This is a genomic window from Streptococcus mitis (assembly GCF_047459985.1).
GTDB lineage: Bacteria > Bacillota > Bacilli > Lactobacillales > Streptococcaceae > Streptococcus > Streptococcus mitis_DZ.
Window position 1 is genome coordinate 157,325 of record NZ_JASHHD010000001.1, and the last position, 12,123, is coordinate 169,447.

Consider the following 12,123-nt stretch of genomic DNA (forward strand, 5'->3'; position numbering starts at 1 on the left):
CTCTTTTAGAAATAATTGAATGTGTTTGAAGTCAAATCTCAAACACTTAGTCCTTTTATTATACTGCAAGAAGATATAGTTTTCAATTATAGTTTTTCTCTAACTAGCTATAGTCTATTTTTATATCCTAATGTAGAGAAAACAGCCCTAGGGACTGTTTTTCATTAATAATGCATCAAAACTTTGTAGTCGTAGTCACCGATTTTTTCACGGCCCTTCAATTCATCCAATTCAACAAGGAAGGCACAACCTGCCACAACACCGCCAAGTTTTTCAATCATCTCGATGGTTGCCTTAACAGTTCCACCTGTTGCTAAGAGGTCATCTACAATAAGAACACGTTGACCTGGCTTGATGGCATCCGCGTGCATAGTCAAGGTATCAACACCGTACTCTTTTTCATAGTCAGCAGAAATGACTTCGCGTGGCAATTTTCCTGGCTTACGAACAGGCGCAAAACCAATTCCCAACTCAAAAGCAACAGGACAACCCACGATAAATCCACGAGCCTCAGGCCCTACGATCATATCAATTTTCTTGTCAGTAGCATATTGAACGATTTCACGAACAGCATAGCTATAAGCATTTCCATCAGCCATCAAAGGACTGATATCACGGAAAGTAATACCTTCCTTAGGATAATTTTCAATTGTTGCAATGTAATCTTTTAAATTCATCTTTTTCTTTCTTTCAAAGTTTTTTACTCCCTATTATACCATATTTTCTAGTAAAGAAGGAAGAGAAAACAGTATTTCATTTGCTACTCACCCTATAAGCCAAATAAGACAACCATTTTATAGAGACTATAACTTACATACAAAAACGAGCACTTTCGTACTCGTCCTCTGATATAAACTACTGATTAAAGTGAGTTAACGTCAACCTTGATACCAACACCTTGAGTAGTTGTAATTGTCAAGCTTGTTACGTAAGTTCCTTTAGCAGTAGCTGGTTTAGCTTTTTGGATTGTTTCGTTAAATGCTTTGAAGTTTTCAACCAACTTGTCAGCTTCAAATGAAACTTTACCGATGATCGCTTGTACGATACCTGCACGGTCCGCACGGTAAGTGATTTTACCACCTTTAGACTCTTCAACTGCTTTAGCAACATCCATTGTTACAGTACCAGTTTTAGGGTTTGGCATCAAGTTACGTGGTCCAAGGACACGTCCAAGACGTCCAACAAGAGCCATCATGTCAGGTGTTGCGATAACTACGTCGAAGTCCAACCAACCGTCGTTGATTTTAGCAACAAGGTCGTCTTCACCAACGAAGTCTGCACCAGCAGCTTTTGCTTCTTCAGCTTTTGCACCACGTGCAAATACAAGAACGCGAGCTGTTTTACCAGTACCGTTTGGCAATACCATTGCTCCACGGATTTGTTGGTCAGCTTTTTTAACGTCAATGTTCAAGTTGTAAGCAACTTCTACAGTTGCATCGAATTTTGCAAAGTTAGTTTCTTTTGCAAGAGCTACAGCTTCTTCAACGCTGTATGCTTTTGTGCTGTCGATCTTCTCAAGAGCAGCACGAAGTTGTTTGCTTTTTTTAGCCATTTTCTATTCTCCTTGTAAGTGGTTCAATCGATTTTCATCTCCCACGTCACTTCTCGAAATGATGAAGTCTTGCGGGTTATATAGGGATGTTATTGATTAGTCAACAACAGTGAATCCCATAGAACGAGCAGTACCTTCGATCATACGCATTGCAGACTCTACGTTTGCTGCGTTCAAATCTGGCATCTTAGTTTCTGCAATTTCTTGTACTTGCGCACGAGTAACTGTAGCAACTTTAGTTTTATTAGGTGTACCTGATCCTTTTTCAACACCTGCAGCTTTTTTCAAAAGAACAGCAGCTGGTGGTGTTTTAGTGATGAAAGTAAATGATTTATCTTCGTACACTGAGATAACAACTGGAATGATCATACCAGCTTGGTCAGCTGTACGAGCGTTGAACTCTTTTGTGAATCCCATGATGTTGATACCAGCTTGACCAAGAGCAGGTCCAACCGGTGGAGCTGGTGTAGCTTTACCAGCAGGGATTTGCAATTTTACAAGTTTTTCGACTTTTTTAGCCATTTTTAAATCCTCCTTTGTGGTTTTGGCGGTAATTAGAGATTTTTACCTCCCACAAGTATGCTTTACACATACTCATCTATTATACACTATTTATCTAGAATTGCAAGAGAAAAGTTTATTTTTTAATCGACGTAATCTCCGCCTTCAAAGCCATAGTATTCTTCCAAACTGAGACCACTCTCAGCAATTTCTTTTGCTTCTTTTCCGACATAACGAAGGTGCCATTCCTCAGCCATATAGCCTGTTTCTTTTTCCTTACCTTTGAGATAACGGACAACAAAGCCATAATCAGCCGCATGGTCCAAAAGCCATTGAGCTGCTTTTTCCTCTGTTACCAAATCACCATCAGTCCCAATAACATCAAAGGCCAAGCCTGTTTGGTGTTCGCTATAGCCAGGACGGGCAGAGTAACGGTCGGCAGCTACCTTTCCATCTTGGTTGACATAATCTTGATAGAGCTTGGTCTGAGTTTCATAACTTCTAAAACCACTGTAATGGTCGCTAATCGGGAAACCTGCCTCTTGCATAGCTTTGATGAGTTTGACCAACTCAGCCTTGGCTGTTGGATTTTCCCCTGGATTGTAGTCTTTTGACAAGGGATAGTGTTTATTTGCTACGATGATTTCATCGTATTTTCCTTGGATGCTGTAGTAGTCTCCTTTATTGACCACTTCTGCTTTTTTCTGGGTAGCTCCTTGAGACTTACTGCCGACTGTCCCACCAGCTTTGGCAGTTTGTTCTGTTTTAGCTGCACCATCTTCATTTTTTGCTTTTTCTTGCGAACACGCTGCTAGACTCAAGGCTAGCAAGGCTGTCAAGACAAGGTATCTTTTTTTCATTTCTACTCCTTTATTTCTAATAGTTTATCTACTTCATACGATAAAAGTTTGACTAATCTTTTAATCTCATCCGGTTTTGCTTGGCAGGTCTCTGAGGTCATTTCTTCAAAGGGAACCCACCATACTGGACCACGTCCCTTGAGGCCGTGACCATTCATATCACCTGTTCGTCTAGGAAACAGATGCCAATGAAGATGGGCATCTGTTTCCTAGCAGTTCGATATTCATTTTCTCAGCAGCGAAGGCCTTAGCAACTGCCTCTTGGACCACACTCATTTCCTCTAGAAAACGGAGTCTCGTTTCCTTTTCTAAATGGTGCAATTCGGTGACATGTTCCTTGGCTAGAAAGAGACTATAGCCTGCAAAATATTGGTGGTCTCCAATCACAAGATAGCCTGTTTCCAACTCTTTTACAAAATAGGGATTTTCTCCCTTCTTGATGAGCTCAATTCTCTGGCAAATCAAGCACATATTAGTCTACCAATGCGCTCTTAAGGTAAGCATCAACCATACGCTCTGTTGCGACCACCGAGTCAATATGAGTACGCTCATAAGAATGACTAGACTCGATACCAGCACCAAGAAGGGCGTGTTTGACTTCTGCCCCTGCAGACATAGCCGCTGAAGCATCCGAACCATAAAACGGATAGATATCCAGCTTAAATGGAATATCTTGCTCTTTAGCCAAGGAAACCAAGTGTTGACGGAAGTCATAGTTATATGGTCCAGAAGCATCCTTGACACAGATAGAAACTGTGTACTCATCCGTCTGCTGGTCATCCCCCATGGCTCCCATATCTACTGCTAGATATTCGACTACCTGAGCAGGAATATTAGAATTAGCACCATGTCCCACTTCTTCAAAAACTGAAAAAGCAAAATGGGTTGTTACTGGCAATTCAATCTTCTCTTCCTTATAAATATGAAGGAGATTGAGCAAAATGGCTGCACTGACCTTATCGTCCAAATGACGAGACTTGATAAAACCTGTCTCTGTCACGACAGTTCGTGGATTAAAGCTGATAAAATCACCGACCTCAATCCCCAAGGCACGAGTTTCTTTTTCATTGGTTACTTTTGCATCCAAACGCACTTCCATATTGTCCTGCGTGCGTTCTGCAGTTCCTGCATCCTTGTAGACATGGCAAGAAGTTTGGTGGATGAGGATGGTTCCTGATAGCTTTTGACCTGTGCTAGCTACGTGAACGGTACAGTTTTCTCCTTCAATCATGTTCCAAGGAAAACCACCTATACGATCCAATTTGAGACGACCGTCTGGTTTGACAGCACGGACAATGGCACCCAGCGTATCCACATGAGCAGTCACATAGCGATGCTCTTCATCATTTTGACCTTTAATAGTTACATTAACACCACCCTTGGCTGTGCGAACCGGCTGGCAACCAAAACCTTCTAAAGTTTTGACTAAATAGTCCGAAATCTCACGAGTAAAACCCGTTGGCGACGCAATGGCTGTCAGTTCTTTGATATATTCTACTGTTTGATTCATTTCTTCACCTCTTTTGCTACCTATTATAACACATTTATCATCGGATAAAAAAAGAAAATCACTCTTGTAGACTTGGCTACAAAAGTGATTTTATACTCTTCAAAAATCTCTTCAAACCACGTCAGCTTCCATCTGCAACCTCAAAACAGTGTTTTGAGCAGCCTGCGGCTAGCTTCCTAGTTTGCTCTTTGATTTTCATTGAGTATTATCATTATTCCATTTCAAAAACATCGCTTTCTTGCTTGTTTGGTAGAACCAATGAGAGCAAGATTCCGACGATGGCTGGCACCAACCATGGGAGTGATGCCTTGGCAAAAGGAAGAGCGTTCACAAGATTTGCAAGAAACTCAACTTTAAATGAGCTTCCTAGTACGCTTGCAATGGCAATAGCTGTAACAACAGCAATTGTCAACTGCATACCTGGTTTTGAAAGAGCCACAAATTTGTTGACAATGACAATCATAACGATGGCAATCGTGATTGGGTACAAGATAACCAGTACTGGAATGGAGTACTTAATAATCGCATCAAGTCCAAGATTAGCAATGGCAAATCCAATCAAGGTAAAGGCTGTCGCATAAACCTTGTAGCTGATTTGTGGGAAGCGTTCATTAAAGAACTCAGCTGTTGACACGATCAAACCAACTGTAGTTGTGAAGCAGGTTACAGTAACCATAGCTGCCAGGAAGAGTTGAGCTGTTGAGCCAAAGATTTCTTGAGTCGCTTGTGACAAGATGTAAACACCTGGTGTTCCACCCTTCATCGCTTCAGCTGGTACTGGGAAATGATTTCCAAGGAAACCTAAACCGATGTAAAGAGCGCTGAAGGCAAGGGCTACAACGATCCCAACAACCCAAATAGTTGAAATGTATTCTTTCTTACTTGAAAATCCAAGCTGTTTCAAGGTTTGAACTGCGATTACACTGAAGGCAACTGAGGCAAGGGCATCCAAGGTATTGTAACCTTCTAGGAAACCTGTACCAAAAGCAGAAGCTTGATAAGCAGCTGAGGCAGCTTGAGGACTTGTTCCACCGTATTTGATAGCTCCTAGAACAACCAAGATAACAATCAAAATCGCAAAGACTGGTGTTAAAATTCGTCCAATACGGTCCAAGATTTTTGATGGATTAAGCGAGATTAAATACGCCGCCGCAAAGTAAAGTACGGTAAAAACAATCAAACCAAGACCTTTATTTGCATCCGACAAAAGTGGGCTAATCCCTACTTCGTAAGCTGTTGTAGCGGTACGTGGGATAGCAAAGAATGGACCAATTGACAAGTAAAGAACTGAGAGGTAAAGAGTCGCAAACCAAGGCGCTATCTTTGTTGAAATCTCGTAGATATATCCTTTAGGATTTAGCGTTCCAATAATAAGAGTCAAGACGGCGATACCGACACCTGAAAAGACAAAACCTGCGATGGCAGGAAGAAAATGTTCTCCAGATAGAGCACCTAGAGAAGGCGGAAAAATCAAGTTCCCCGCACCAAAAAATATTCCAAACAGGAGTAAACCTGTTAGGGCACCTTTTTTAGCCATGTAAATCTCCTTCATATTTATAAAATACTGACCTAGTATATCATGAATAGGAGTATGAAAAAAGCTTCACGAAGTAAATATTGAATGTTTTCAAGATTCAGAAAAACGAGAATTATCTAAAAATAAAACTCTCCTACCCAGATCACACCAAGTAGGAGAAATACGTTTAGAGTTCTTCAAAGGCAGTCATGCCACCTTGGACATTGATAACCTCATAACCTTGTTCTGATAGGAATTGGCAAGCACGCGCCGATCTCATTCCAGATTTGCAAATGACATAATGCAAGTGGTTCTTGTCCAACTGATCATATATATCAGCCAATTGACTCAGCGGTAGGTTGTGGGCACCTTCTAAATGAAGAGTTTCAAACTCTTCCACTTCTCTCACGTCCACTAGAGAAAGTTGGTCGTTTTGGTAAAGCTGGTAAAATGCGTCAAAGGAAATTTCTTTCATTCTTTTTCTCCTAAAATAGTTTTAATTCTTTTTTTCAAATCTGGCACCACTTCTGACTCAAACCAAGGATTTTTGGCCATCCAGATTTGATTTCGTGGTGATGGGTGTACCAGTGGAAAATAGGTTGGCAAGTAGTTCTGGTAATATTTTACCCGTTCTGTCACCTTACCACTGACTTTCTCCTTTAAATAGTAGGCCTGGGCATATTGCCCAATCAAGAGGGTCAATTGAATATCGGGCAATTCTTTCAAGAGCTGCGGATGCCATTTTTCTGCAAAGCCAGTTCGCGGCGGTAAATCACCCGACTTGCCATGTCCTGGAAAATAGAAATCCATAGGCAAAACAGCAAAATAGCCTGAATTGTAAAAAGTGTCTTCATCCACGCCTAGCCAGTCCCGCAGACGATCACCACTCTTATCTTTCCAGTAAAGGCCAGCTTCTTGGGTTTTAAGTCCCGGTGCCTGACCGATGATATTGATGCGAGCAGTCTTTGGCGCTGCAAAGAGAGGCTCTATTCCGCGTTCGGTATAGCTGGCATTCTGTGGATCAGCCATGATATCCTGCTTGATTCTTTCGATTTGAGACATCTACTTTCCCTCCAAAAAGAAGTCTAAGCATACCATCTCAGACTTCTATCGTTTTATACTCTTCGAAAATCTCTTCAAACCACGTCAGCTTCACCTTGCCGTATAGATGTTACTGACTTCGTCAGTTCTATCTGCAACCTCAAAACAGCGTTTTGAGCAACCTGCGGCTAGCTTCCTAGTTTGCTTTTTGATTTTCATTGAGTATTATTTGATCAATTCGTAAATAGCTTCGGCGTAGATTGCTGCCGCTCGGAATAGATCATCCAAGGCGATAAATTCATTGGCTTGGTGCATGGTGTCAATTGAGTCTGGGAACATGGCACCGTAGGCAACTCCTCGTTCGAGCAGGCGACCAAAAGTACCACCACCGATGACTTGCTCGTGACCTTGAAGGCCAGTTTGCTTTTCATAAACATTCAACAAGGTTTGCACAAGTGGATCTTCCATTGGCACATAGTGAGGCGTATGACCATGTTCAGAAAGGCTAACAGAAGCAACTGGCAAGTCTTCAAGAACTGACTTGATTTGCTCTGGGCTCGTTCCTTTTGGATAACGGAAGTTGAGGGCAATAGTATTATCAGCACTTGCTTCGTCAAAGCGGAAGACACCGGCATTCATAGAAAGAGCACCCATCTTTTCATCCACATGAGCCACTTTCAAGTTTTTGCCTTCATGGTCATTTAAGAGAATCTTACCAGCAATGTCAAGGTAGTCTTTTGCAGGTCCTTCAAAAGCAAACTGGCTGAGGAAGAGGGCAAGATAAGTTGCACCATTGACACCTGAAGCAGGCATAGCACCGTGGGCAGATTTACCGATAATCGTAACCTTATACTGACCATTTTCTTCTTGGATTTCTCCTCTAAGTTTGTGCTCTGCAACAAAAGCATCTAGTTTCGCTTGCAAGTCAGCCAAGTCACCTGAAACGACTGCAGTTGCTGATTCAGGAACCATGTTTTCACGCAAACCACCTGAGAAGCTGTGAAGACGAGCTGCACCAGTATTTTCACCTGCAAAATGGAGATATTCTGTGATATTTCCTTTTTCACCATTGATGATTGGGAATTCAGCATCTGGAGAGAAACCAAAGTCTGGTTTTGCTAGTCCTACATGTTCAAAGTAGTAGTCCATATCTGCCCAACCTGATTCTTCATCAGTTCCGACAATAAAGCGAACTTTCTTAGAAGTTGGAAGGCCCAATTCTTTGATGATTTTCAAACCATAGTAACAAGCTGTTGTAGGTCCCTTGTCATCAGAAGCACCACGCGCATAAAGGCGACCATCTTTGATAGTTGGTGTGTATGGATCTGTATCCCAACCGCTACCAGCAGGCACTACGTCCATGTGGGCAAAGATTCCGAGAACTTCTTCTCCTTGACCAAACTCAAAATGTCCTGCATAGTTGTCAATATTTTTTGTTGGGTAACCATCACGGTCTGCGATTTCAAGGAATTTTTCCAAGGCTTTCACTGGACCAGGTCCAAAAGGATGTTGCGCATCAGCCTTGCTGTCATCACGTTCTGAATTAATTTCCAATAGACTGAATAGGTCAGCCAAGAGGGCTTCTTTGCGTTTTTCTACTTCTGCTGTAAAATCAATAACTGTCATTTTTACTTCCTATCTTTTTTCGATAATTTCATCTACTGGCAAGCGGTAACTTGGCTCCAGCTTCTCGTCTGTGTAGCCTACTGTAATCAACAGCTCTGGACGGAAGCGTTCTTCGATTTCCAAGACTTCATTGGCTTTTGATTTATCAAAACCAAGGATAATATTTGAACCGATTCCTTGGTCTGTCAGAGCCAAAACTAGGTTCATAGCTACAAGCCCCGCATTGAGGGCCAAGTAGTCACTGATTTGTTGTTCATTGTAACGTGCAAACTCTGCTGGAAGATTTTTCATAAAGTACTGAAGCTGTTCTTCTGAGAAATTCTTTGCTCCACCAACACGGGCAATCTTGCGAGCTCGTTTAGCTAGGTCAGTATCTGTAAATAAGGCAATAGTTACAGGAGCAGTTGCGACTTGCTCAAAGTTTGAACCGTAAGCCAATTTTGCCAGTTCAGCATTTTTCTCACGAACCACCACAAATTTCCAAGGCTGACTGTTGTGGGCGCTTGGAGCCAAGGTTGCAATTTCGATAGCCGTACGCACATCTTTTGGATCAACTGGCTTATCAGTAAAATGCTTAGTCGCATGACGTTTTTTATTTAATTCAAGAAATTTCATAATCGATTTCCTTTTCTAATTCTACTGCTTCCATTTTACCATAATTTGAAAGAGCTTGCAGAGATTTTTCATAGAAAGAAATTGGAACAAGGATAAGCAACCGAATGAAGAAAATCATTTAAATCAGGAATCCCCTCATCCAGTTTCAACTAATGTTCAGCAATTTAAAGAAACTAGTCTATCTTATATTCTGACTTTATAGCCTCCAAGAAATCCTTTACATCTTCTACATATCCATGCTTCTCTATTAAGCTGGCTAATAATTCCAGATTGTGCCCCTGATAGTTGTCTTCTCTGCGTAGCTCTTCATACATTTCGATAAAGGGAAGACCCTTGGACTTGGCCAATTCTAACTCCGCTTCATAATCATAAGCGACTTTACGAAATAGGATATTGACCAATTCCCCATCTTCAACTTCTATCACGGCATACTGGGCACGGTGATTTTTCAGTGCTTGCCAATTAAAATAAGGCATACCAATCGTACCTGGATTGATGATTTGTTGCCCTTGACTTCCATAACGAAGCAACTGCTTGTGGACGTGACCATAGACTGCCACGTCAACTTTATCATCTAGGAGTTGGTCAAATTTCTCTGTATCATTCTCAACTAGCAAGTCACCACCATAGTTCTTATTTGGCAAATTATGAGAGATAGAAAAGCGCAGTCCGTCAATTTCTTTCTTTTCCAGCAAAGGCAAGTTTCGTAGCCAGACAATCGTTTCAGGATCCACTTGCTCCATCAAAAATTGTGTCATTCGCATGAGCTGGATTTCTTGCGGATGTTCCAAACCGTATTCGCCATCCAAGGCCTCCAGGACACAATCATCCCAGTTCCCACGAACAGCCACAGTAATCGGAAGGTCTTGTAGCAGGGCGACCAAGTCATTTGCACCTGGACCAGGAAGAAAAATATCCCCCAGAAGCCAATATTCACTGACTCCTTGATTTTTAGCATCTGCAATCACTGCTTCTAAGGCTGTCGTATTCCCATGAATATCTGATAAAATTGCGATTTTATGGTTCATGATGGTCTCCTTCTGTTTGGTAATCTACTCTTTCTTCCGCAACTTGAGCTAATTCCACTGCTTCCTGCGGATTCAACTTCCTCTGCACAGCTTCTGCGACAGCTCTTGGTACCCCAACTTCGACAATCTCATCCACACTAGCTTCCTTGATTTTAGTCAAAGACTTGAAATGCTTCATGAGATTTTGCTTGCGTTTAGGTCCCAGACCGTCAATCCCATCCAATTGGGATGAAAAGGAGTTTTTAGAGCGCAGTTGGCGGTGAAAGGTAATAGCAAAGCGGTGCACCTCATCTTGAATGCGTTGGAGGAGGAAAAATTCCTGAGAATTGCGAGACAACTCCACCACCTCAAGCGGATCTCCAAAGAGCAATTCATGGGTTTGGTGCTTGTCATTCTTTTGCAAACCTGCAATGGGGATATCCAAACCCAGTTCCTCTTGGATGACTTTCTTAGCGATATTGACTTGACCTTGTCCTCCATCAATGACAATCAAATCAGGAGGAGTCAAACCGTCACGTTGAACTCGACCATAACGCCTGCGAATGACCTCTCGCATACTGGCATAGTCATCCGGCCCAACAACAGTCTTGATTTTATACTTACGGTAATCCTTCTTACTCGGCTTGCCGTTAACAAAGACTACCATGGCTGAAACAGGGCTGGTCCCCATGATATTGGAGTTATCGAAAGACTCGATGCGAACTGGGGTCGGAATTTGGAGCAAGCGTCCCAGATTTTCAATAGCCCCTTGGGTCTTTTCAACAGATTTCTCTAGCAGGTTAAATTTCTGCTCCAGACTGACACGGGCATTTTTTATGGCTAGATTGACCAGTTGTTTTTTCTCACCACGCTGGGGTTTGACAATCTTAGTATACACCAAGGCCTTGACAGCTTCTTGATCAATATCCTGCGGAATCAATACTTCATTGGGAACTAGGTGAGATTTTTCTTGATAAAATTGTCCCACATAGGTTAAGAAGTCCTCGTCTGGATCATTGTAGTAGGGGAAGAGATTGACATCTCGTTCGATAAGTTTGCCCTGACGGACAAAGAAAACCTGGACACACATCCAGCCCTTGTCCACATAGTAGCCAAAGACATCCCGATTTTGGAGATCCTTGGCCATAACCCGTTGCTTGGTCCGAAGCGTTCCAATGGCATGAATCAGGTCACGGTATTCCGCAGCACGTTCAAATTCCATCGTCTGGGCTGCCGTTGCCATCTTGCCCTTTAGCTCATCGATAATTTTGTCATCCTGACCCTTGAGGAAATCAGAGACTTCCTGGGCCATGGACTTGAAATAGGCCTCATCCTTCTTACAGATGGTATGGGCCATACATTGGCCGATATGGTAGTAAAAACAGACCTTAGACGGTGGATTGGTACACTTACGAAAAGGGAAAATCCGATCTAGTAGCCGTTTAATTTCATTGGCCGCACCCACATCCGGATAAGGACCAAAATAAAGACCCCCGTCCTTCTTGACCTGACGGGTGATAATCAAACGAGGATAACGTTCATTGGTAATCTTGATGAAGGGATAAGACTTATCATCCTTAAGCATGATATTGTATTTGGGCTTGTTTTCCTTGATGAGATTGATTTCCAGAAGGAGTGCCTCAATATTAGACTCAGTAACAATAAACTCAAAATCTACAATTTCAGATACCAGAGCTTCTGTTTTGGTATCATGACTTCCACGGAAATAAGACCGCACGCGGTTTCGCAGATTTTTAGCCTTTCCTACATAGATAATGGTGCCGTTTTTATCCTTGTGAATGTAGCAACCAGGGCTGGTCGGCAAGAGCTCTAGTTTTGATTTAATCAAGTTATTCATAGTTCCATTATAGCAAAAAAGTAGGGAAAAATAGTTC

12 protein-coding genes and 1 pseudogene are annotated in these 12,123 nt (G+C 42.1%); all 13 read right to left on the reverse strand.

Annotated elements, in window-relative coordinates; all coding sequences use genetic code 11:
• Positions 1 to 164: 164 nt before the first annotated feature.
• The gene (locus tag QM959_RS00745) at positions 165 to 677 is read right to left on the reverse strand and encodes an adenine phosphoribosyltransferase (protein WP_070478547.1); all 513 of its coding nucleotides are present in this window, start codon (positions 675 to 677) and stop codon (positions 165 to 167) included.
• A gap of 185 nt (positions 678 to 862) precedes the next feature.
• Positions 863 to 1,552: a 50S ribosomal protein L1 gene (rplA, locus tag QM959_RS00750; RefSeq protein WP_001085672.1), complete on the reverse strand. Its 690-nt coding sequence runs from the start codon at positions 1,550 to 1,552 to the stop codon at positions 863 to 865.
• A gap of 96 nt (positions 1,553 to 1,648) precedes the next feature.
• A complete protein-coding gene (rplK, locus tag QM959_RS00755) occupies positions 1,649 to 2,074 on the reverse strand; it encodes a 50S ribosomal protein L11 (protein ID WP_001085807.1) in 426 nt (141 codons plus the stop codon).
• Positions 2,075 to 2,196: 122 nt separating this feature from the next.
• The gene (gene ldcB, locus QM959_RS00760) at positions 2,197 to 2,913 is read right to left on the reverse strand and encodes an LD-carboxypeptidase LdcB/DacB (protein WP_414370759.1); all 717 of its coding nucleotides are present in this window, start codon (positions 2,911 to 2,913) and stop codon (positions 2,197 to 2,199) included.
• 2 nt (positions 2,914 to 2,915) lie between these two features.
• Positions 2,916 to 3,384: pseudogene (locus QM959_RS00765) on the reverse strand (HIT family protein).
• Between the two features lies 1 nt (position 3,385).
• Positions 3,386 to 4,423, reverse strand: coding sequence for a M42 family metallopeptidase (locus QM959_RS00770; protein WP_414370761.1), 1,038 nt, complete (start codon positions 4,421 to 4,423; stop codon positions 3,386 to 3,388).
• A gap of 211 nt (positions 4,424 to 4,634) precedes the next feature.
• Positions 4,635 to 5,960, reverse strand: coding sequence for a branched-chain amino acid transport system II carrier protein (gene brnQ, locus QM959_RS00775; protein ID WP_001074583.1), 1,326 nt, complete (start codon positions 5,958 to 5,960; stop codon positions 4,635 to 4,637).
• A 166-nt stretch (positions 5,961 to 6,126) separates the two neighbouring features.
• A complete protein-coding gene (locus tag QM959_RS00780) occupies positions 6,127 to 6,414 on the reverse strand; it encodes a rhodanese-like domain-containing protein (RefSeq protein ID WP_247934592.1) in 288 nt (95 codons plus the stop codon).
• Entirely contained in the window at positions 6,411 to 7,001 is a 591-nt protein-coding gene (locus QM959_RS00785; protein WP_414370764.1) for a uracil-DNA glycosylase family protein, read from the reverse strand. Before QM959_RS00785 ends, QM959_RS00780 begins: the two co-directional genes overlap by 4 nt.
• Before the next feature lie 204 nt (positions 7,002 to 7,205).
• Entirely contained in the window at positions 7,206 to 8,606 is a 1,401-nt protein-coding gene (gene pepV, locus QM959_RS00790) for a dipeptidase PepV (RefSeq protein ID WP_414370766.1), read from the reverse strand.
• 9 nt (positions 8,607 to 8,615) lie between these two features.
• A complete protein-coding gene (locus QM959_RS00795; RefSeq protein ID WP_414370768.1) occupies positions 8,616 to 9,221 on the reverse strand; it encodes a nitroreductase family protein in 606 nt (201 codons plus the stop codon).
• A 173-nt stretch (positions 9,222 to 9,394) separates the two neighbouring features.
• Complete coding sequence (locus QM959_RS00800) at positions 9,395 to 10,249, reverse strand: metallophosphoesterase family protein (RefSeq protein WP_414370770.1); 855 nt, start codon at positions 10,247 to 10,249, stop codon at positions 9,395 to 9,397.
• The gene (gene uvrC / locus QM959_RS00805; RefSeq protein WP_414370772.1) at positions 10,239 to 12,086 is read right to left on the reverse strand and encodes an excinuclease ABC subunit UvrC; all 1,848 of its coding nucleotides are present in this window, start codon (positions 12,084 to 12,086) and stop codon (positions 10,239 to 10,241) included. Before uvrC ends, QM959_RS00800 begins: the two co-directional genes overlap by 11 nt.
• Between the last annotated feature and the right edge of the window lie 37 nt (positions 12,087 to 12,123).